Here is a 20,571-nt window from a genome sequence, read left to right on the forward strand (position 1 = left end):
CGGCTACCCGCCATCCTGCCCTGTGCGGTGGCGGGCGCCTCGAGCGGTGCCGGTCGGCACCGGATCAGAAGAGGTCCTTGTGCGGGACGTCGGTCACCAGGCCACCGTCGACGACGAATTCCGCGCCGGTGGAAAAGGACGACTCGTCGCTGGTCAGGAACACGATGAAGGTCGCCACCTCTTCGGAAGTACCGGGGCGCCCCAGCGGCGAGGTGACCATGTCATCGGGGAAATGCTTGGTCATCGGCGTACGGATGAACCCGGGGTGCACCGAGTTGATCCGGATGTTGAACTTGCCGAGCTCGATCGCGGCAGATTTCGCCAGACCGCGAACGGCCCACTTGGAGGCCACATACGGGTGCACCATGGGTGCACCGCGCAAGCCTTCGATCGAGGAAACGTTGATGATCGATCCGCCACCGGCGGCCTTCATCTGCTCGACGACGGCCTGCATGCCCAGGAAGGTGCCGGTGAGGTTGACGTCGATGACCTTCTGCCATTTCGTCATGTCGAACTGGCCGATCTTGCCCAGCGCGACGATGCCGGCATTGTTGACCAGTGTGGTGACCTTGCCGTAGGTCTCGACGGCAAGATTGACCGCGGCATCCCACTGATCGGCCTGGGTGACGTCGAGGTGGATGTACCGTGCGGCATCGCCGATTTCGGCTGCCAGCGCCTCACCCTTGTCATCGAGGATGTCGCCGATCACCACCTTGGCGCCCTCGGCCACCAACATCCGGGCGTGCGCGGCGCCCATCCCCTGCGCCCCACCGCTGATCAGTACAACTTTGTCGTCCACGCGTCCCATGCGCGCACACGCTACCGCACGCCATGACCGAACTAGAACCTGTTCCAATTCGCGGCCGAACCGCGCATACTGCGATCAGACCACACACTGTCAGGAGATTCGTATGGCCATTCGCGTGGCACTCGTCGGCACCGGAAACTGTGGACGGCTGGCCCTGATCCAGCTGATCGAGGATCCACGGTTCGACCTCGTCGCCGTCGGCACGTCCACCGAAGCAAAGGTGGGCGTCGACGCCGGCGAACTGGCCGGCCTGGACACCGTCACCGGCGTGACGGCCACCCTCGGCATGGATGACGCCATCGCCGCCGCGCCGGACTGCCTCGTGTACTGCGCGATGGGTGACACCCGCCCGGTGGAGGCGACCAAGGACGTGATGGCTGCCCTTGCCGCAGGCATCAATGTTGTCGGGTCGGCACCGGGTGGCCTGCAATTCCCCTGGGGAGCCATGCCGGAGAAGGCCATCGCCCGCGTGGAAGAGGCTGCCCGCCAAGGCAATTCGAGTGTATACATCACCGGGGTCGATCCCGGCTTCGCCAGCGACCTGGTGCCCTTCGCGATCGCCAGCACCTGTCAGCGCATCGACCAGATCAAGACCATGGAGATCGCCGACTACGCCACCTACGACGGCACCGAGGTGATGTCGATCGTCATGGGATTCGGCAATCCGATCGACCAACCGGGCTTGCTGTTCCTGCCGGGGGTCCTCGGTGCCGCGTGGGGAACGGCCATCAGGATGCTCGCGGCCGGACTGGGCGTCGAGGTCGAGGAGATCACCGAAAGCTACGAGCTGGAGCCCGCCCCCGAGGATATCGAGGTCGCCACCGGAACCATCGCCAAGGGCACCGTGGCCGCGATGCGGTTCGAGATCAACGGCATGGTCGGTGGCCGACCGGTGATCGTCGTCGAACACATCACCAGGGTGCGCGAGGACCTACGCCCGGACTGGGCCCAGCCCGCCCAGCCCGGCGGCTCCTACCGCGTCGAGATCACCGGCGAACCGTCATATGTCGTGGACATCTGCCCGACGAGCACTCGCGGCGACCACAACTACGCAGCGATCCTGGCCGCAGCGGGGCGGATCGTGAACGCGATCCCGGACGTCATCGCTGCCCCCACGGGCATCCGCACCACCCTCGACCTGCCACTGGGCACCGGCAAGGGCCTGGTCTACCAGGTCTGATCCACCGATCCGCACAATGGAGTGGTGACCGACCCGCTAGCCGCCGTCCTTGCGAGTCCGCCGGGGCCGCAGGTCGGCGCATTCTTCGACCTCGACGGCACGCTGGTGCGCGGATTCACCGCCACCGTGCATGCCGGTCACCGCTTCCGCAACGGCCAGTCGGGCTTCGGAGAACTCACCGGGATCCTGGAAGCCTCGGTCCGCTACAAGGTCGGGCGCATGGAATTCGCCCGGTTGCTGCAGCGGGCCGCCGGCTATCTGGTGGGCGATTCCCTCGCCGAGCTCGAGGCCCTCGGCGAGACGTTGTTCAACGAGCGCATCATCGGCCGGCTGTTCCCGCTGATGACCAAGGTGGTCGCCGCACATCAGGAGCGCGGGCACACCGTGGCCATGAGCTCGTCGGCGCTGACCATGCACGCCGGACCGGTGGCCCGCCATCTAGGGATCGAGCATGTGCTGTGCAACCACTTCGACGTCGACGACGCAGGCAGGCTGACGGGTGAGATAGTGCGACCCATCATCTGGGGCCGCAACAAGGCCCGCGCGGTCACCGAGTTCAGCATCGCCAACGGCGTCGAGCTCGGGCAGAGCTTCTGCTACGCCGACGGCACCGAGGATCTGCCGCTGCTCGACGCCGTCGGGCACCCCCATGCGGTGAATCCACGGTCCGGTCTGGCCGCGGCGGCCACCCGAAACGGCTGGCCGATCCTGCGGGTCAGTTCCGAGGAGGACCACCGCCGGTGGTTCCGAACCGCGCGGCCCCGGAGCCGATGACCGCATCGGCGAACCGATACCCGCCTATTGCGTTTCCACCGCGTTAATCACGGTTTCCGAGGTGTCAAACCTGCCTTTGGATGCTTCGCATATGCCCAGCTGAGAGCTGGCGATCCGCATCACTACGTAGAAGTACGGATGACGCAGCCACACTCGAACATCTTCACTCATGCAAGGTCGCGGGGCGTGCCCGCCGCCAGAGAGAAGGTAATGCGATGGGCCGGTTGGCCGGAAAGGTCGCGATAGTCACCGGAGCTGCCGGTGGAATCGGATTGGCGATAGCCAAACGCTGCGCCGACGAAGGCGCCGAGGTCATCGCGACCGATGTGTCGGGACCCGCTGATATCGACTCCATCCGGGTGCTCACACAGGACGTGACATCGCCCGACCGGTGGGACGAGATCGTCGGCAGCGCCGAAAGTGCTTACGGCCGAGTCGATATCCTGGTGAACAACGCCGGCGTCGCCGGCTATCAGGACATCGAGAACTCATCGGTGAGCGAGTGGTCGCGGATCATCGGTGTCAATCAGACCGGAGTGCTCTACGGCATGCGCGCGGCCATCCCGGCGATGCGCCGCGCGGGAGGCGGTGCAATCGTGAACGTCTCGTCGATCTGCGGTGCCGCGGCCGTGCCAGGAATCAGCGCGTACCACGCCAGTAAGGGCGCGGTGATCACCATGACCAAGAACGCCGCCATCACGTATGCCGCAGAGCGGATTCGGGCCAACGTCATTCTCCCTGGCTGGATCCCGACACCGATGACCCTCGGGCAGACCGACGAGGTCAACAACCGCTACCTCGACCACACACCGTTGGCGGGAATCGCAGATCCTGATGATATTGCCTGGGGTGCAGTGTTTTTGGCCTCAGACGAAGCAAAATTCGTCACCGGGATCGAACTGCCCATCGATGGTGGATATCTGGCCCGGTAGGGCCCGGACCGAAGACAGGAATCATGAACCGACTCGCAGGCAAGGTCGCCTTGGTGACCGGAGCAGCGCAAGGCATCGGCCGCAGTGTGGCCGAACAGTTCGCCGCCCAGGGCGCCACCGTCTATGCCACCGACCTCACCACCGGCCAACTGCCGTCCGGAAGTCAGACGATGCCCCTCGACGTCACCGACCCAGATCAGTGGGCACAGGTGGTGGACACCATAACCCGCCTGAGCGGGACGATCGACGTCCTGGTCAACAACGCCGGTGTGATCGCCTATGCCGACATCGTCACCGTCACCGACGCCGAGTGGGAGCGAGTGCTCGCCGTGGATCAAACCGGCGTCATGCTCGGGATGCGTGCGGTGATACCCGGAATGAAGCAGCGAGGTGGGTCCATCATCAACCTGTCCTCGGCCTGGGGCGTCGTGGGCGGATCAGGTGTGGCCGCCTATCAGGCCGCAAAGGGAGCCGTGCGGTCCATGACACGAAACGCTGCAATCACCTACGCCGCCCACAACATCCGGGTCAACTCGGTCATCCCTGGCTGGGTGCGCACCCCGCTGGCAGAGGCGCAGGACCCGGCCATCAACCAGGACGTGATCGGGGCGACGCCCTTGGGCCGGGGCGCAGAACCGGTGGAAATCGCGCACGGGTGCGTGTTCCTGGCCAGCGACGAAGCCTCCTACGTCACCGGAAGCGATCTGGTGATCGACGGCGGCATGCTCGCCCGCTGACCCGTCCACCCACATCCCAGATAGGAACCACGATGCCGAGAACTCTCTCCGTCGCCGCCGTCCAGTTCGAGATGCGTCCGGTCACGAACTTCGCCGAATTCGCCACCCAGGTGACCACACTCGTTGATCAGACCGAGGGCGCCCAGGTCACGGTCTTTCCCGAGTTGTTCACCGAGTCTCTGTTCACCATCGACCCCGACTGGCGATCCGATCCGGTATCGGCGCTGGGCCGGATCGCCGACTACACCGACGACTACCGGGCGCTGTTCGCCGACTTGGCCCGCAGCCGTGGACAGACGATCCTGGCGGGCAGCCACCTCGTGCGCGGTCCAGGAGATGCTCTGCTCAACGTCGCCCACCTGTTCACACCGGCAGGGGTGATGCACACCCACGAGAAGACCCACATCTTCCCGGCGGAGGCCGAGTGGGGCACCACCGAGGGCGACACCCTGGAACCGATCGACCTCGGTCATGTCACCGTCGGCATCGCGATCTGCTACGAGGCCGAGGTCCCGGAAGTCGCCACCGTCTTGTCGCGGCGCGGGGCGGAACTGATCCTCAGCCCCTCCTACACCTTCACCGAAGCCGGCTTCTACCGCGTCCGGCACTGCCTGGCCGCGCGCTGCATCGAGAACCAGGTGTACGCGGTGCACGCACCGGTGACCGGAAGCCTGGGGTCACCGCTGTCCCCCGGTTGGGCTCGCGCATCTGTGTTGGGACCCTGTGACACCGGTTTTCCGGCCGACGGTGTGCTGATCGAAGCACCGCAAAACGTCGAGAGCGTCATTCACGCCACACTTGATCTCGACGCATTGGCGGAGAACCGCCGCAGCGGTGCGGCAACCACCTTTCATGACCGCCAGCGGCGTGCCGGGCTGTACCGCAACAGCTTCCACGAGGATCTACTGCCGGCGCCCTGATCGCTCCGGTTCGCTTGCGTCACCCACCCACTCTCAAGGAGAAAATCATGCCCCTGAATCTTCCCGCAGGAATGAGGCTGGCCGTCAACATCGGCGCGGACTTCGATGCCGACAGTGTCTGGATGGGCACGTTCGGAAAGTCCAGCCCCTCGTACCTTTCGCGCGGAGAATTCTGCGCAGAGGTCGGGGTGCCCAGGGTGCTGGCCCTTATGGAGAAATACAGCATCAAGGGCACCTGGTGCACGCCCGCGCACAGCATGCAAACCTACCCCCGGCGCTTCTCTTCGATAGTGGAAGCGGGACACGAGATCGCCGCGCATGGCTGCTTCCACGAGGCGGTGCCCACTCTCGATCACGACACCGAACGCAGGTTGATGGAACGCACCCTTCAAGAGCATGAGAAGTACGTAGGCAAGCGACCGCGTGGATACCGCTCCCCTGCATGGGATTTCACCGAGCACACGCTCGGTTTGCTGGAAGAGTATGGCTTCGAGTGGGATTCGTCGTTGATGGGTCGCGATTTCGAGCCCTACCATCCGCGGCCGGTCACAGTGGGCTACGAGGACGGGAGCGTGTTCGGTGACCCGTCCCCGATCCTGGAACTCCCGGTTTCGTGGTATCTCGACGACTTTCCTGCCGTCGAGTACATCCCAGGGATCAACCAGGGTCTCGGTTCCACCGAGACGATCTACCAGCGGTGGAAAGACCACTTCGACTACGCCTACCAGAACATCGAGGGCGGGGTCATGGCGATCACCGTCCATCCGCAGACGATCGCACGCGCCCACCACATCATCATGTTCGAGCGGCTGCTCGACTACATGAGTGGCCATGACGGTGTGTGGTTCACCAGCCTCAGCGACATCTATGACACCTGGACAGATTGACATCCCGCCACAGCCTCGACCACCAAGGAGCTTTCCATGAGAATGAACCCGCTGCACGCGATCGCCGCGGTGGCGCTGCTGGCCGGCCTGCCGGCATGCAGCGTTGATGACACCGGTCCGCCAGAAGGCACCGCGGCACAGGTGAAACCAACTGTCAGCGATCCGAAAGATCTCAAGATCGCCTATTTCTCCGCAGGCAGTAGCAACTCGTATCTGCAAGCGGGAATCGCCGAAGCCAAGACCACCGCTGCCGAGCTCGGCGCCCAGATCGACATCTTCGACGGTCAATTCAGCGCGCAGACACAGTTCGACCAGATGCAGTCGGCGATCACCAGCGGCAAGTACAACGCCTTTGCCGTAGAGCCCAACGACGGCAATCTCGTCTGCAATCTGCTGACCCAGCAGGCATCGGCCAAGCAAATCATGGTCAGCGTCTTCAACCTCCCCATCTGTGGACGCGCCACCAATGCCGGTGACCAGACCTGGGAGCCCGGAACCGTGAACTACGTCGGCGGGCAGACGATCGACGTGTACGAACAGTGGGTCGAGCAGGTCAAGAAGGATCATCCCGACGGGGCAAAGATCGCGCTGATCTCGGGGCCCGACCTCAACGCGAACACCATCGCATTCTTCGAGGCAGCCAAGGCTTTCGACAGCGAAGACAAGTACCAGGTGGTGGCCAGGCAGACCACCGACTACACAACACCGAAGGGCTTCCAGGCGGCCCAGACCATTCTGCAGGCCAATCCCGACCTCGATGTCATCATGTCGAACTTTTCGGGCATGAGCCGCGGCGTCGTGCAGGCGGTCAATGGACGAGATGTCGACATCTACGATTTCGGCGGCGACGCTTGGTCATTGGACAGCGTCCGCGCCGGAACCCTTACCAGCACTGTCATGATGCTGCCGAGAATGGAGTCCCGGAAGTCCATCGAAGGTATCGCCGAAGTGGTCCAGGGAATCGACACGGCGCGCTTCGTGAACCTGGCCGAGTCCGACTCGCTGCCCGGCACTCCATTCGTGACCAAGGACAATGTCGGCCTTTTCACGGCGGAGTATTAGGAACACCCATGCAAACCGCAGTCCAGACTCCCCCGGATACGGTGGCCATCGGTTGTCGCGACGTCTCGAAGACCTTCGGCGCCAACAAGGCCGTCAAGCATGTCGACCTTCAGGTGGACAGTGGCACCATCCATGCCCTCGTCGGTGAGAACGGCGCAGGTAAGTCCACCCTGCTCGGCATGATCAGCGGCAGGTTGCCTGCATCGTCCGGACAGGTGACGGTCTTCGGAAACCCGCTGAGGGGTGCCAATCCCCGAGATGTCCGCGAGCTCGGGCTGGCGGCGGTGTACCAGGAGCTGACCATGGTCCCCGCGCTGGACGCGGTGGCGAATGTCTTTCTGGGCCAGCCAATGCATCGAGGTGGGGTTCTCCACGCCGCCGGTATGCGCGCGCGTTACACCGAACTGTGTGCGCAGTTCGGCGTCAACATTCCGGCGGGCGTACCCACGCGTGAGCTGTCGGTGTCTTCACAGCAGGTCCTTGAGATCATGCGTGGCGTACAGGCGCAGAGCAGGGTGCTGATGCTCGATGAGCCGAGTGCCGCTCTCGCCGAAGCCGAAAGAGACATGCTTTATCGGATCCTCAATCAGCTCAAACAGTCGGGCACCACCATCATCTTCGTCAGCCACAATCTCGAGGAGGTGCTCGGGCTATCCGACCACATCACGGTGCTGCGCGAGGGTGCGGTCGTCCGCACCGCGCCGCGCCGGCAGTGGGATCGGCAGAAGCTGATCAGGGCCATGGTCGGCCGGGACGTGGCCGTCAACGTGAGATCGTCTCATCGGCCACTGGGTCCGGTTGTCCTGCAGGTGCGCAATGTGGTTCCGCGCCCTGGGATGACCCCGCTCGAGCTCACCGTCCGCGAGGGCGAGATTGTCGGCCTGTGGGGCTTGGTGGGCTCCGGCCGCACCCGATTCATGCGATCTGTGTGTGGACTGGAGTCCTCATCCTCGGGCGAAATGTCGCTGCGCAACAAAACGATTCCATGGCCTACGTCACCGCGATCGGCCATCGCCGCCGGGCTGGCACACGTACCCGAAAGCCGTCGCAGTGGGCTGGTCATGAACATGAGTGGGGCGACCAACTACTGGTTGGGACGCCCGTCGCGCTCCGGTGGTTGGCTGCGGCCCGCCAGAGAACGCGCCGGGGCCACCACCCAGGCGGAATACTTCGGCTTCGATCCCAAGCGCCTCGGCGAACACGTCTCGCGCCTGTCAGGTGGCAATCAGCAGAAGGTGTTGCTGGCCAAGTGGGCAGGCCACGCACCGTCGACGTTGTTCATCGACGAGCCCACGCGAGGGATCGACATCGGCGCAAAATCCGAAGTACTTGCCTCACTCGTCGCACTCGCCGAGCAAGGCGCCTCGGTCGTGGTGACCTCCTCCGAGTTGGAGGAGGTCCTGGCGATCGCAGACCGCCTGCTGGTGTTCTCCCATGGTCGCATCGTCGGCGAGATCGACTCCACGTCAGAGAATTTCACGGTTCCCGAGATCGTCAGACTCGGCTTCAAAGAGGACGTCGCATGACCGCTCCCGCTGCACCCACCCAACAGTCCCCCGCAACTCCTGGTGGCCCGAAAAGCCGGAACCTGGTCGCTGTGACCTATCGCTACAGCATGCTCGGTGTGCTGGCGATTCTGTTCGTGGTGGCCAGCATCCTCTACGACGGCTTCCTGGCACCGGACAACCTGCGTGACATCCTGGTGCAGAACGCATCTGTCGGCATCATCGCGGTCGGGATGACATTCGTCATCATCTCCGGCGGGTTCGATCTCTCCGTCGGCGCCACCTATGCATTGGGCTCAACAGTTTTCGCCGGCGTGATGATCTCGACGAATTCCATCGCGCTGGCGGGAGTGATCGCATTGACCGCCGGCGTGGTGTGCGGTGTGGCCAACGGATTGCTGGTCGCCCGACTGAAGATCAATCCCTTCGTGGCCACCCTCGGCTCGGCGTCGGTGATCGCCGGCATCGCCTATATCTATTCGAACTCCGCCCCGTTCATCGTCTCCGACCGGAGCTTCCAGGCCCTGGCAAATTCCAGGACGCTGGGCGTACCCACACCGATCCTCATTCTGTTGGTGACGTTCACCGTCGGTGGCCTGGTCCTGTCCAAGACAACCGTGGGCCGCAACGTTCAGGCGGTGGGCGGCAACGTCGAGGCAGCCTGGCTGTCCGGCCTGCGGGTGCCGACGCTGACCGCAGGGGTGTACGCGCTCACCGGTGCACTCGCCGCACTCGCGGGAATGATCGATGCATCGCGGCTGGCGGTCGGTCAGGCCGATGTCGGCGCCACCATGGCACTGGACGCCATCGCCATCGTCGTGGTCGGTGGCACATCACTACGCGGCGGCGAGGGCGCGATGTGGCGATCCTTCGTGGGTTTGCTGATTCTGGCGACCCTGACCAACGTCTTTTACAGCCTCAACGTGAGCCAGCATTGGCAATTGATCGCCAAGGGTCTGATCGTGATCGCGGCGGTGGCCCTGGACGCCGCAGTCCGCCGGAAGTCGTGAACGGACAGCGCGCAACGGCCCGCCCGCGGCACAGCGGTAGACCGATATCGACCGTCAAGGCGACAATTGGACACCGATACACGAAGGGAGAGCACCGATGGGATCAGCAGGGGCCCGCGCGCACGACGATGCTCGGCCCTTCTGCGCCGTGGTCACCGCGACCGGATCAACGAGCAGACTCCGCGGCGAATGCGTTCACCCGGCGACGGTGGCGGATGGCGATCGGGCTGATCTGCACCCCGACCTGATACAGGTGGCCCGCGGTGCGCTGCGAGACGATCTGGACACCCTCACCTTTCGGTGGCGCGGCGGCAACCGTCTCTATCGGATCACCGTGACGGTGGCCGACGCAGAGGCCGAGGTGGTGGTCGAACCGGACGCAGGGCTACCGGTGACCACGCGCGAACTCGAGGTGCTCACGCTGCTCAGCGGTGGCCTCACCAACGCAGAGATCGCGGCCCGGCTGATGCTCAGTCCGCGCACGGTGACCACCCACGTCGACCGGGTGCTGACCAAGCTGGGCGCGGCCGGGCGGACTTCGGCGGCGATCATCGCCATGAACCACGGACTGATGCTTCTACCTGTGCAAGGCGGCACCAGGGGCCTGGAGCACGTGCCGTTGATACGGGCCAGTTGTGCCCTTCCAGCACCTCGACTGGTCCAGCCTTCACGCCGAATCAAATTGCAGCCACTGGTGATCGGAGCAGCTGTCCCACTCACCGGCCAGGCACGCTCCGACGGGGTCGAGATGGTTCGAGGCACCGAGCTGGCACTGCGTGAGATCAACGCGCGCGGCGGCGTTAACGGTCGACGCGTCGAATTGGCCACCGCGGACGTGGATATCACCTCCCGCACCAGTATCGAACAGGCGATGCTCTCGTTGGCCGAGCGCAATGTCGACGCCTTCACCTCCGGGTATTTCGCCTGGCAGGACATTGCCCATGAAATTGCCGCCGATCACGGTGCGCCGTACCTACATGCGGCGACACTGCAGGTGATGGCAGATCGCGTGCGCGACAATCCAGCCCGTTATGGCCGGATATTCCAGGTGTGCCCCAGCGACACCAACTATGGACCGGGCTTTGTCAGCTTTCTGCAGGATCTACGGACTCGTGACCAGTGGCGGCCGTCAAGCCGCACCTTGGTCGTCTTGCAGGGCGGTTGGGAGGTGACCGATCTCGGCCTGGAGCACGCCGCAGACATCGCCGCTTCCTCTGGCTGGGAACTCCTGGTGATTCCGGTGGGACCCACCGAACGGGACTGGGCGCGATGCGCCGATCGCATCCGAGATCTCGCCCCGGCCGCGGTGATGGTGGGCGATTACTTCATCAACGGAGCGTTGGCATTCATCCGCGCGCTGCTCACCGCCGCGCCCGACGCCCTGATCTACTGCCTGTATGCGCCCTCGATACCGGAGTTTCGCCAGCGTCTCGGCGAGCAGGCCGAGGGCATCATCTGGGCCACCACAACGGGCACCTACTCCGATCCGGTCGGCACCACGTTCGCCGACTCCTACCGGCGGGCATACGGGGTGGCGCCTGGACGGTCACACGCCGGGATCAGCTACGACCGAGCGATGATCCTGGCCAACGCGTGGTCGCGCACCACCCGACCGCACGATCACCGGATGGTCGCCGAGGAACTGCGCTCGGGCGTGCACCGGGGAGTCAACGGGGTGTACTACATGGGAGCTGCCGATCAGTCCGCACGCGCGTACCCCGCATCCAACGGTGACGGGTCGCTTGCACTAGCTCATCTGGTGTACCAGATCCAGGGCAACGGCCACCGCATTCTCAGTCCTGCCAGCCAAGCCGACGGAACATTCCGGCTACCGCCGTGGTTCGGTGTCCAGGCTCGCTGATCACCCGGAACGGCCGGCCGATCCTGCGGGTCAATTCCGAGGAGGATCGTCGCGGGTGGGTTCGATGGTCATCATCTGCAAGAAACGTCCGATGAACACGGGCGGATAGGCGCCGACGCCGGCCTCGGCGAGCCAGACGGCGGCATTCTCTGATTCGTGCAGCCAGCGCCGAGCGCTGGATTCGTCGTCGACCTGTTGTAGGAGCAGCACCTCATGCGGGTCATCGAGGGCGCGAAAACTCCAGAATCGCTGCACACCGGCGGAACGAAGCGTCACGGCGTCCTCTCGGACCCGACGGTTCAGCTGAACGATATCGGCGACCGAGGTGACCAGACAGACCATGACCGGCGGCGCGGCATGGGTATCGGTGTCGACATCGATGCGTTCGATGAGTTCCCCGGCGAAGACCGCGGGCAGGTCGTGCACGCCGACGGCATCGAACCAGTCGAAGAACACGCGAGAACGCAGCAGGTCACGCACGGGCTCGTGGGCATGAATTCCCAAGATCACCAGAACGCGATCGGAGTCGGTGGTCGAGGTGTACACCAGGACGTGGTGCACACCCATGTCCGCGAGCGCAGCGCTGCGCCGCTGCAACAGCATCCACACCGCGGAGGGGTCGGGGACCCGATAGTCGGAGACCAGCACCAGCGAGTTCGCCAGCCAATCCCTCATCGGACACCCCCGGATCGCGGATACGGTCGCTGTTAATGGCATGTGCCAGTTGCGGTAACGACATTCTCACACGGTGGCGTGGGCATCGGGCCCAGATTTGCCGAGAGTCCCCCTGTCGACGACAGTCGCTGTGATACTAAACTAGAACACGTTTCAGTCGCGCCCTAGCAAGGAGCAGGTATGCACACCGCCCTCTGTGACCAACTCGGCATCGAGTTCCCGATCTTCGCCTTCACCCACTGCCGCGACGTCGTCGTCGCGGTCAGTAAGGCCGGCGGTTTCGGTGTGCTCGGGGCGGTCGGGTTCACCCCCGAACAGCTCGAGGTCGAGCTCAACTGGATCGACGAGCACATCGGTGATCACCCCTACGGCGTGGACATCGTGATACCGAACAAGTACGAGGGCATGGACGCCAACATGTCGGCCGATGAACTGAAGGCCACGTTGAACGCCCTGGTGCCGCAGGAACACCTCGACTTCGCCAAGAAGTTGTTGGCCGACCACGGTGTACCCACCGGAGACCTCGATGACAACGCACTCCAGTTGCTCGGCTGGACCGAGGCGACCGCCACCCCACAGGTGGAGATCGCCCTGCAACATCCCAAGGTCACCCTGATCGCCAACGCCCTCGGCACTCCGCCCGCCGACATGATCACGCACATCCACGAGTCCGGGCGTAAGGTCGCCGCGCTGTGCGGCTCCCCCGCGCAAGCGCTCAAGCATGCCGAAGCCGACGTCGACATCATCATCGCCCAGGGCGGCGAGGGCGGCGGCCACTGCGGCGAGGTCGGCTCCATCGTGCTGTGGCCACAGGTAGTCAAGGCGGTGGCACCGCGCCCCGTCCTGGCCGCCGGCGGTATCGGCAGCGGTTACCAGATCGCCGCAGCACTGGCGATGGGTGCCCAGGGCGCGTGGACGGGCTCGCAGTGGCTGATGGTCGAGGAAGCCGAGAACACCCCGGTGCAGCAGGCAACATACGCAAAAGCATCCAGTCGCGACACCGTGCGCAGCCGTTCGTTCACCGGGAAGCCATGCCGGATGCTGCGCAACGACTGGACCGATGCATGGCAGACCGCAGGTAATCCCGAACCGCTGGGCATGCCCTTGCAGTACATGGTGTCGGGCATGGCCGTGGCCGCCACGCACAAGTTCCCGGACCAGACCATCGACGTGGCCTTCAACCCCATCGGCCAGGTGGTGGGCCAGTTCACCAAGGTCGAGAAGACCTCCACCGTTATCGAACGCTGGGTGCAGGAGTATCTGGAGTCCTCCAACACGCTCAACGAGATCAACGACGCCGCGACCGTGTAGCAGGCACGGCCACCCGAAAGACCGCGAATCCCGCCGGCCTCCGTTCTCCCGGACCGGCGGGATTCGTGCTTGGCAGGGGCTTGACCCGTGTACCCGCCGCATATGTATGCTGCTATACATAATCTGGCGGGAGGAGCTACTCAATGGCCAAACACCGAGACCGGATGGTCGCCTCGGCCGCCGTCCTGATCAGAGAACGCGGAGCGCACGCCACCGCCATCTCCGACGTGCTCGAACACAGCGGTGCGCCCCGCGGCTCCGCCTACCACTACTTTCCCGGCGGCCGAACCCAATTACTCTGTGAGGCAGTCGACTTCGCGGCTGACTTCATTGCCCACCGGATCGCTTCGGCGCCGTCTGCACTCGACGCACTCGACGCTGTGGCCGACGGTTTCCGCCTCCAATTGACCGAAACGGGTTACCGAGCGGGCTGCCCGGTGGTCGCGGTGGCGGTGGAAGCCGACAACCCTCAGATCACCGAGCGTGCCGCAGCGGCATTCACCCGCTGGATCGAGCTGATCGAACGCATGCTGCGCGCCGACGGTGTGGATGCCGACCGGGCGACCGAACTGGCGATGTTGACGACCACCGCCATCGAGGGCGCCGTGCTGGTCAGCCGCACGACAGGAACGAGCACTGCGCTGGACCTCGTGCACCGACAGTTGCGCGCGCTGGTCACTGCCGCCACCGGAAGGGACTGACATGACCGAGCAGAACGACTGGCAACCCACCGCGTGCATCCTCTGTGAATGCAACTGCGGCATCGTGGTTGCACTGCAGGACCGGACGATCACCAAGATCCGCGGCGACAAGGCGCACCCCGCCTCGCAGGGCTACACCTGCAACAAAGCGCTGCGTCTGGATCACTATCAGAACAACCCGAATCGACTGACCTCCCCACTACGCCGTCGCGATGACGGCAGTTACGAGGAGATCGACTGGGACACCGCGATTTTCGAGATCGCCGAGCGGTTCGCCATATTGCGCGACCAGTTCGGCGGGGACAAGGTCTTCTACTACGGCGGAGGCGGCCAGGGCAACCATCTCGGCGGCGCCTACAGCGGCGCGTTCCTGAAGGCGATCGGTTCTCGTTACCGATCGAATGCGCTGGCCCAGGAGAAGACCGGCGAGTTCTGGATCGACGCACAGCTCTACGGCGGGCACACCCGCGGCGAGTTCGAACATGCCGAGGTATCGGTGTTCGTGGGCAAGAACCCGTGGATGTCCCAGAGCTTCCCGCGGGCGCGGGTGGTGCTCAACGAGATCGCGAAGGATCCGGCACGGTCGATGATCGTCATCGACCCGGTGCGAACCGATACCGCCGAGCTTGCCGACTTCCACCTGCGGGTCCGGCCGGGCACCGACGCCTGGTGCCTGGCCGCGCTCGCCGCGGTGTTGGTGCAGGAAGACCTTTGCGACGAGGAGTTCCTGACCGCCTGGGTCACCGGGGCGGAGGGTGTTCGTGCGGTACTCGCCGATGTCGATGTGGCCGCCTACGCCACCCGCTGCGGAGTCGACGAGGCGCTGATTCGTGGCGCCGCCCGGCGCATCGCCACCGCGGCCAGCGTCTCGGTATTCGAGGACCTCGGAATTCAACAGGCTCCCAACAGCACGTTGTGCTCATATCTGAACAAGCTGCTGTGGATCTTGACCGGCAACTTCGCCAAACGTGGTACCCAGCATCTACACTCGTCGTTCGCGCCGCTGTTCAGCGCCGGGGGCGTCGGCCGCACGCCGGTCACCGGCGCCCCGATCATCTCGGGGCTGGTGCCCTCCAACATCGTGCCGGACGAAATCCTGACCGATCACCCCGACCGCATTCGTGCCATGATCGTGGAGAGCAGCAACCCAGCGCACTCGGTGGCCGACTCGGCGCGCGTCCGCCGTGCGTTGGCTGCGCTGGATCTACTGGTGGTCATCGATGTCGCGATGACCGAGACCGCGCGCCTGGCGCACTATGTGCTGCCGGCGGCCAGTCAGTTCGAGAAGGCCGAGGCGACATTTTTCAATCTGGAGTTCCCGCACAACACGTTTCAACTGCGCCACCCCGTGCTCGACCCGCTGCCCGGGACCTTACCCGAACCGGAGATCTGGGCGCGGCTGGTGCGCGCCCTCGGTGTGGTCGACGAGGCGGACCTGCATCCGCTGCGCGTTGCCGCCCGCGCGGGGCTGGAGGCCTACACCGCAGCCTTTTTCACCGCGATCAGCACCAATCCCGCACTGGGACGGGTCCTTCCGTTCGTGCTGTACGACACGCTCGGCCCGACCCTGCCCGCGGGTCTGAGGGGAGCAGCGGCGCTGTGGGGTTTGGCGCATAAGACCGCGATGACCTATCCGGAAGCAGTCCGCCGAGCCGGCCATGCGGATGGCAATGCCCTGTTCCGGGCGATACTGGACAACCCGTCCGGCGTCACCTTCACCGAGCATGAGTACGCCGACGACGTCGCGTTGATCAGCCATGCCGACCGGCGAATCGCCCTCGACATTCCCGAGATGCGTGCCGAGATGACGGCGCTGACCGCCGACCGCCCTCCCCTCACCAGCACCGAGTTCCCCTTGGTGCTGTCCGCCGGGGAGCGCCGCGCCTACACCGCCAACGACATCCTGCGGGATCCGTCCTGGCGCAAACGTGACCAGGATGGCGCGTTGCGGATCAGTCCCGAGGACGCCGATGTTGCCGGTGTCAGCACGGGCGATCTGATACGCATCACCACCGCGACCGGTTCGGCCGTGGCCACCGTCGAGATCAGCGATGCCATGCAGTGCGGGCATATCGCCCTGCCCAACGGTTTCGGAGTGGACCACATCGGTGCCGACGGCCGGGTTGTCGCACCCGGTGTGGCACCCAATGAACTGACCGCGTCACAGTGGCGCGACGAGTACGCCGGCACCCCTTGGCACAAGCACGTCCCGGCGCGGGTGGAAAGGGTCGCAGCTGCCTCGTCATGAGGCACCGTGCGCCTACGGGAGCGGCAGCGGGGCCGGAGCCTCTGCGGCGGCGGGCACCAGCGGTGCAGGACCCGACGGAGCGGGGGCGGGCGGCAGCGGCGCACCAGGCGGCGGCGGCGCCACCGGCGGCAGCGGCGCACCAGGGGCCAGCGGGGCCGCGGGATCGCGCGGGTACTGGATCGGCACGTTCGGCCCCGGGGCTTGGGCAGGCATCGGTGTGTTCATCCCGCGCTGTGCGAGACCGAGGACCAGCGCTTCCTTACCGCTGATCTCCTGATTCTGGACCGCATGCCACAGATCACGTAGGTAGCTGACGTTCGGTGACGGATCGCGGCCGGCCAGGGCCGGGTCCATGGTGGTGCCCACCGGCAAAGCATCGGGACTCGGTAGATGCGGCGTGCCGTCCATCGACGGCAGCGGAGCAGCCACGACCGCGCCGGGCGCGGGAGCAGCGGGATCCGGCGCGGGCGCGGTCGGATCCGACGCTGGGGCCGGGCCGGCCAGGACGGCGGGGCCTGGTGCCGGCGGAGCCACCACGGGACCGGGCGCAGGCACCGGAGGGACGGGGCTCGGAACGGGCTCGGCCAATGCCGTCGCAGGAACAGCGAACGCGACACACACGCCCGCCGCGCACCAGCTCGCCGTGGTCACGAACCGACGAAGGTCGACACTCATCGCAGCTGCCTCTCACTGAAACCAAGGGACCGAAGTTCTGACGCAGAATGTATCTCCACCGACCTGGTTCGCGTTACTCGGAGAATACGAGAACAGGTTCCTCTCAGCATCTCGTACGACTTTGCCGAACCGCCGCCGCGCAGGCCCCGGGGTGGTGTAGCAATGCGTTAGGCCACTAGACAGCTTCGTCGCGAGGAGTCCTGGACGCCATGACCGACACCGCCCACGCCCGGCAGCCCGACCTTCCACCCGGTTTTGATTTCACCGATCCGGACATCTACGCCCACCGGCTGCCCATCGAGGAGTTCGCCGAGATGAGGCGGGTCGCGCCGATCTGGTGGAACGAGCAGCCCGCCGGCGTCGGCGGCTTCGGCGACGGCGGGTACTGGGTCGTCACCAAGCACAAGGACGTCAAGGAGGTCTCCCGGCGTAGCGATGTCTTCTCCAGCCTTGAGAAGACCGCGCTGCCGCGTTACGCCGACGGCACCGTCCGGGACCAGATCGACACCGGCAAGTTCGTCCTGTTGAACATGGACGCTCCCCATCACACCCACCTGCGCAAGATCATCTCCCGCGCCTTCACCCCGCGCGCCATCGAACTTCTGCGCGCAGACCTCGCCGAACGCGCCCGTGATATCGCTGCCAGGGCGGCCGCCGCAGGCTCGGGTGACTTCGTCGAGCAGGTGTCGTGCGAACTACCGCTGCAGGCCATCGCCGGGCTGATGGGTGTTCCGCAAGAAGACCGGATGAAACTGTTCCATTGGTCCAACCAGATGGTCGGCGACATGGACCCGGAGTTCGCCGGCAACGACGCCATCAGCGCATCGGTCGAGCTGATCACCTACGGCATGAAGTTGGCCGCCGAGCGGGCCGACTCCCCCGGCGAGGATCTGGTCACCAAACTGGTACAGGCCGATGTCGAGGGCCACAAACTCTCCGACGACGAGCTCGGGTTCTTCGTGGTGCTGCTCGCCGTCGCGGGTAACGAGACGACGCGCAACTCGATCACCCAGGGGATGATGGCGTTCACCGATTTCCCGGATCAATGGGAACTGTTCAAACGAGACCGGCCATCGACGACGGCCGACGAGATCGTCCGGTGGGCCACCCCCGTGACATCGTTTCAACGAACCGCCCTGGCCGATACCGAACTGTCCGGGGTGTCGATCAAGAAGGGTCAGCGCGTGGTGATGATGTACCGCGCGGCCAATTTCGACGAGGACGTCTTCGAGGATCCGTACACGTTCAACATCTTGCGGGACCCGAACCCCCATGTCGGCTTCGGTGGCACCGGGGCGCACTACTGCGTCGGCACCAGCCTGGCCCGGATGACCATCGATCTGATGTTCAACGCCATCGCCGATGCGATGCCCGACATCACCTCGTTGGCTCAACCCGAACGATTGCGTTCAGGATGGCTCAACGGCATCAAACACTGGCAGGTCGACTATGTGGGAGCCTCGAAACAGGCTGTGCACCAGTGATTGCGGACTCGGGGTAGTCCAGGATCGAACGCCAGTAGCCCTCGTCGATCTCGGCACCCCGGCGAAGCACCAGTGCGAGTCCGGTCGCCATCGCGATGCCGAGCAGTCCCAGCCACAACCCGGCCAGTGCGATCAGCACCCACAGTGCGGCCGTCAGCGCCGGCCACGGTGACATGATGGCGAGCACCGGCGCGAAGAAGAAGCCGGTGCCGATGTACCAGGACGACCCCGCCCGGTCGCACCGCAACACCGTTGCCAACCATCGCGGAACCCGCGGATCCGTTCGTGTGCTCATACCGCCACGGTGCTCGCCACACGGAGGCCACGCAATTACCGCCGAGGTAATGGAATCTGGTCCGATTCTGGCCGACACTGGCTCAGATGACCGGTGTCGAACTTCAGAATCCACCGTTCGGTGCGCTCATGAAAGCTTGGCGTAAGCGTCGGCGCCTGAGTCAGCTCGACCTGGCCTCCGAGGCCGATGTCTCGGCGCGCCACCTCAGCTTCATCGAGACCGGGCGCGCGGTGCCGAGCCGGGCGATGGTGCTGCGGCTGGCCCACGCTCTGGGTGTTCCCGCCCGCGAACAGAATCACTTGCTGTTGGCCGCGGGCCTGGCGCCGGCGTACTCCGAGCGTGATCTCGGCGATCCTGGGATGTCCGCGGTGCGCAGCGGCGTGGAGCGGGTTCTCAACGCCTACAACCCGTTCCCGTGCCTGGCCGTCGACCGGTACTGGAATGTGCTGCAGACCAACAGCGGTGCGGCGATCCTGCTCGACGGGATCGCTGCCCACCTTCTCGCCGTGCCCAATGCGCTGCGCATCGCCTTGCATCCCGACGGCCTGGCACCGCGCATCCGCAATCTCGCGCAGTGGCGCCACCACGTGATCGGCAGGTTGCGCCGGGAAGCAGCACTGAGCGGATCGGCACGGTCGGCAGCGCTGCTCACCGAGATCGAGTCCTATCCGGGCGGACAGGACGAGTTCATCGACCTCGGTGGCGTGGCGGTGCCGCTGGAACTCACCGGCACCGACGGGAGCGTGCTGACCTTCCTGAGCACGGTCACCACCTTCGGTACCGCGCTGGACCTCACCGCGGCCGAACTCAGCATCGAGGCGTTCCTGCCGGCCGACGACGCGACGGCCGCGGCGCTGCGCTGAATCCCGGCGACTGCTGCCCTCCGGGATGATCAGCCCGCGGGGCGCTCCGCGGGCAGCGGCGGCGTCTCGCCGGCGGGCGGGGCAGGCGGGGCGGGCCTGGGTCCCGCCGGATCGCCGTCAGCAGGCGGGACAGGCCCGGGCGGCGGGCCGGCGGGTCCACGATCACCGGGGCCGGCGTTCGGTCCTGCCGGCCCCGGTCCCGGGGCGCCCGGTCCTTGCGGGCCGGGACCGTGCGCGCCGGGACCGTGGCCACCGGGGGCGGGCACACCGGGTCCACCGTCGGCCGGGCCCGGCGGCATCGGTGGACGCGGGGCAAATACACCTGGCCCGCCCGGCCCCTCCGGTCCTTGACCGGGTGCCGGCGGGCGAGCGAAACCGCCGGGTTCCGATGTGCTGCCCACGGTCAACGAGACCATGGGGTGCGCGTCGACGGCGACACCGCCCAGGAACCCGACCAGCAGGCCGGCTGCCGCGGTGGCCACCGCCACCCCGACCTGATGACGGCGCGCCGGACGTTGTCCGGCGACCTCGGGCTCCTGGGCGGACACCTCCTGGTAGGCCACCGGCGTGGTGATCTCCGACGAGCTCACAGGTTCGTCGGAATCCGGTTGACTGCGTTGATCATTCGACATTGTCGCTCCTC

20 protein-coding genes are annotated in these 20,571 nt (G+C 65.5%); 15 read left to right on the forward strand and 5 right to left on the reverse strand.

Features of this window, described 5'->3' with window-relative positions:
* Positions 1 to 64: 64 nt before the first annotated feature.
* Positions 65 to 808, reverse strand: a complete 744-nt coding sequence (locus PGN27_RS02275) for a glucose 1-dehydrogenase (protein ID WP_335324631.1) — start codon at positions 806 to 808, stop codon at positions 65 to 67.
* Between the two features lie 103 nt (positions 809 to 911).
* Between PGN27_RS02275 and PGN27_RS02280 the strand changes: the two genes are divergently transcribed.
* The 10 genes from PGN27_RS02280 to PGN27_RS02325 all read left to right on the forward strand — a co-directional run bounded on the left by PGN27_RS02280 (position 912) and on the right by PGN27_RS02325 (position 11,676).
* Positions 912 to 1,988, forward strand: a complete 1,077-nt coding sequence (locus tag PGN27_RS02280) for an NAD(P)H-dependent amine dehydrogenase family protein (protein WP_335324632.1) — start codon at positions 912 to 914, stop codon at positions 1,986 to 1,988.
* A 24-nt stretch (positions 1,989 to 2,012) separates the two neighbouring features.
* A complete protein-coding gene (locus tag PGN27_RS02285; protein WP_335324633.1) occupies positions 2,013 to 2,762 on the forward strand; it encodes an HAD family hydrolase in 750 nt (249 codons plus the stop codon).
* Positions 2,763 to 2,977: 215 nt separating this feature from the next.
* Positions 2,978 to 3,694: an SDR family NAD(P)-dependent oxidoreductase gene (locus PGN27_RS02290; RefSeq protein ID WP_335324634.1), complete on the forward strand. Its 717-nt coding sequence runs from the start codon at positions 2,978 to 2,980 to the stop codon at positions 3,692 to 3,694.
* A gap of 23 nt (positions 3,695 to 3,717) precedes the next feature.
* Complete coding sequence (locus PGN27_RS02295; protein WP_335324635.1) at positions 3,718 to 4,431, forward strand: SDR family NAD(P)-dependent oxidoreductase; 714 nt, start codon at positions 3,718 to 3,720, stop codon at positions 4,429 to 4,431.
* A gap of 32 nt (positions 4,432 to 4,463) precedes the next feature.
* Positions 4,464 to 5,351, forward strand: a complete 888-nt coding sequence (locus tag PGN27_RS02300) for a nitrilase-related carbon-nitrogen hydrolase (protein ID WP_335324636.1) — start codon at positions 4,464 to 4,466, stop codon at positions 5,349 to 5,351.
* Positions 5,352 to 5,398: 47 nt separating this feature from the next.
* Positions 5,399 to 6,238 (forward strand): polysaccharide deacetylase family protein, encoded by an 840-nt coding sequence (locus tag PGN27_RS02305; protein ID WP_335324637.1) that lies wholly within the window; start codon positions 5,399 to 5,401, stop codon positions 6,236 to 6,238.
* A 69-nt stretch (positions 6,239 to 6,307) separates the two neighbouring features.
* On the forward strand, positions 6,308 to 7,300 hold the full coding sequence (locus tag PGN27_RS02310; protein ID WP_335324638.1) for a sugar ABC transporter substrate-binding protein: 993 nt from the start codon (positions 6,308 to 6,310) through the stop codon (positions 7,298 to 7,300).
* 8 nt (positions 7,301 to 7,308) lie between these two features.
* Positions 7,309 to 8,826, forward strand: a complete 1,518-nt coding sequence (locus PGN27_RS02315; RefSeq protein ID WP_335324639.1) for a sugar ABC transporter ATP-binding protein — start codon at positions 7,309 to 7,311, stop codon at positions 8,824 to 8,826.
* A complete protein-coding gene (locus PGN27_RS02320) occupies positions 8,823 to 9,815 on the forward strand; it encodes an ABC transporter permease (protein ID WP_335324640.1) in 993 nt (330 codons plus the stop codon). The genes PGN27_RS02315 and PGN27_RS02320 overlap by 4 nt, the downstream gene beginning before the upstream one ends.
* A gap of 97 nt (positions 9,816 to 9,912) precedes the next feature.
* Entirely contained in the window at positions 9,913 to 11,676 is a 1,764-nt protein-coding gene (locus tag PGN27_RS02325) for an ABC transporter substrate-binding protein (protein WP_335324641.1), read from the forward strand.
* Positions 11,677 to 11,706: 30 nt separating this feature from the next.
* Here PGN27_RS02325 and PGN27_RS02330 read toward each other — a convergent pair whose 3' ends face one another.
* Positions 11,707 to 12,351, reverse strand: coding sequence for a fatty-acid--CoA ligase (locus PGN27_RS02330; protein WP_335324642.1), 645 nt, complete (start codon positions 12,349 to 12,351; stop codon positions 11,707 to 11,709).
* 180 nt (positions 12,352 to 12,531) lie between these two features.
* On the opposite strand from PGN27_RS02330, the gene PGN27_RS02335 reads away from it, so the two are divergent.
* From PGN27_RS02335 to PGN27_RS02345, 3 genes are all read left to right on the forward strand, one after another.
* Entirely contained in the window at positions 12,532 to 13,662 is a 1,131-nt protein-coding gene (locus tag PGN27_RS02335; protein ID WP_335324643.1) for a nitronate monooxygenase, read from the forward strand.
* Positions 13,663 to 13,805: 143 nt separating this feature from the next.
* The gene (locus tag PGN27_RS02340) at positions 13,806 to 14,363 is read left to right on the forward strand and encodes a TetR/AcrR family transcriptional regulator (protein WP_335324644.1); all 558 of its coding nucleotides are present in this window, start codon (positions 13,806 to 13,808) and stop codon (positions 14,361 to 14,363) included.
* Between the two features lies 1 nt (position 14,364).
* Positions 14,365 to 16,611: a molybdopterin-dependent oxidoreductase gene (locus PGN27_RS02345; protein ID WP_335324645.1), complete on the forward strand. Its 2,247-nt coding sequence runs from the start codon at positions 14,365 to 14,367 to the stop codon at positions 16,609 to 16,611.
* Between the two features lie 12 nt (positions 16,612 to 16,623).
* Here PGN27_RS02345 and PGN27_RS02350 read toward each other — a convergent pair whose 3' ends face one another.
* Positions 16,624 to 17,286 carry a hypothetical protein gene (locus PGN27_RS02350; protein ID WP_335324646.1) on the reverse strand — a complete coding sequence of 221 codons (663 nt, stop codon included), beginning with the start codon at positions 17,284 to 17,286 and terminating at the stop codon, positions 16,624 to 16,626.
* A gap of 209 nt (positions 17,287 to 17,495) precedes the next feature.
* Here PGN27_RS02350 and PGN27_RS02355 point away from each other — a divergent pair, with 209 nt between their 5' ends.
* Positions 17,496 to 18,770, forward strand: coding sequence for a cytochrome P450 (locus PGN27_RS02355; protein ID WP_335324647.1), 1,275 nt, complete (start codon positions 17,496 to 17,498; stop codon positions 18,768 to 18,770).
* On the opposite strand, the gene PGN27_RS02360 is transcribed toward PGN27_RS02355, so the two are convergent.
* Positions 18,715 to 19,065, reverse strand: a complete 351-nt coding sequence (locus tag PGN27_RS02360) for a hypothetical protein (protein WP_335324648.1) — start codon at positions 19,063 to 19,065, stop codon at positions 18,715 to 18,717. The genes PGN27_RS02355 and PGN27_RS02360 overlap by 56 nt on opposite strands.
* An 86-nt stretch (positions 19,066 to 19,151) precedes the next feature.
* Here PGN27_RS02360 and PGN27_RS02365 point away from each other — a divergent pair, with 86 nt between their 5' ends.
* Complete coding sequence (locus PGN27_RS02365) at positions 19,152 to 19,928, forward strand: helix-turn-helix domain-containing protein (protein ID WP_335324649.1); 777 nt, start codon at positions 19,152 to 19,154, stop codon at positions 19,926 to 19,928.
* A 29-nt stretch (positions 19,929 to 19,957) separates the two neighbouring features.
* Here PGN27_RS02365 and PGN27_RS02370 read toward each other — a convergent pair whose 3' ends face one another.
* Entirely contained in the window at positions 19,958 to 20,560 is a 603-nt protein-coding gene (locus PGN27_RS02370; protein WP_335324650.1) for a hypothetical protein, read from the reverse strand.
* Between the last annotated feature and the right edge of the window lie 11 nt (positions 20,561 to 20,571).

This window comes from Mycolicibacterium neoaurum (genome assembly GCF_036946495.1).
In the GTDB taxonomy this organism is placed as follows: domain Bacteria; phylum Actinomycetota; class Actinomycetes; order Mycobacteriales; family Mycobacteriaceae; genus Mycobacterium; species Mycobacterium neoaurum_B.

Coding starts and splice junctions, on each gene's coding strand:
- PGN27_RS02355 (WP_335324647.1), top strand. CDS start 17,496: ATGACCGACACCGCCCACGCCCGGCAGCCCGACCTTCCACCCGGTTTT.
- PGN27_RS02315 (WP_335324639.1), top strand. CDS start 7,309: ATGCAAACCGCAGTCCAGACTCCCCCGGATACGGTGGCCATCGGTTGT.
- PGN27_RS02290 (WP_335324634.1), top strand. CDS start 2,978: ATGGGCCGGTTGGCCGGAAAGGTCGCGATAGTCACCGGAGCTGCCGGT.
- PGN27_RS02365 (WP_335324649.1), top strand. CDS start 19,152: ATGACCGGTGTCGAACTTCAGAATCCACCGTTCGGTGCGCTCATGAAA.
- PGN27_RS02340 (WP_335324644.1), top strand. CDS start 13,806: ATGGCCAAACACCGAGACCGGATGGTCGCCTCGGCCGCCGTCCTGATC.
- PGN27_RS02305 (WP_335324637.1), top strand. CDS start 5,399: ATGCCCCTGAATCTTCCCGCAGGAATGAGGCTGGCCGTCAACATCGGC.
- PGN27_RS02280 (WP_335324632.1), top strand. CDS start 912: ATGGCCATTCGCGTGGCACTCGTCGGCACCGGAAACTGTGGACGGCTG.
- PGN27_RS02320 (WP_335324640.1), top strand. CDS start 8,823: ATGACCGCTCCCGCTGCACCCACCCAACAGTCCCCCGCAACTCCTGGT.
- PGN27_RS02345 (WP_335324645.1), top strand. CDS start 14,365: ATGACCGAGCAGAACGACTGGCAACCCACCGCGTGCATCCTCTGTGAA.
- PGN27_RS02360 (WP_335324648.1), bottom strand. CDS start 19,065: ATGAGCACACGAACGGATCCGCGGGTTCCGCGATGGTTGGCAACGGTG.
- PGN27_RS02350 (WP_335324646.1), bottom strand. CDS start 17,286: ATGAGTGTCGACCTTCGTCGGTTCGTGACCACGGCGAGCTGGTGCGCG.
- PGN27_RS02300 (WP_335324636.1), top strand. CDS start 4,464: ATGCCGAGAACTCTCTCCGTCGCCGCCGTCCAGTTCGAGATGCGTCCG.
- PGN27_RS02370 (WP_335324650.1), bottom strand. CDS start 20,560: ATGTCGAATGATCAACGCAGTCAACCGGATTCCGACGAACCTGTGAGC.
- PGN27_RS02275 (WP_335324631.1), bottom strand. CDS start 808: ATGGGACGCGTGGACGACAAAGTTGTACTGATCAGCGGTGGGGCGCAG.
- PGN27_RS02325 (WP_335324641.1), top strand. CDS start 9,913: ATGGGATCAGCAGGGGCCCGCGCGCACGACGATGCTCGGCCCTTCTGC.
- PGN27_RS02335 (WP_335324643.1), top strand. CDS start 12,532: ATGCACACCGCCCTCTGTGACCAACTCGGCATCGAGTTCCCGATCTTC.
- PGN27_RS02330 (WP_335324642.1), bottom strand. CDS start 12,351: ATGAGGGATTGGCTGGCGAACTCGCTGGTGCTGGTCTCCGACTATCGG.
- PGN27_RS02295 (WP_335324635.1), top strand. CDS start 3,718: ATGAACCGACTCGCAGGCAAGGTCGCCTTGGTGACCGGAGCAGCGCAA.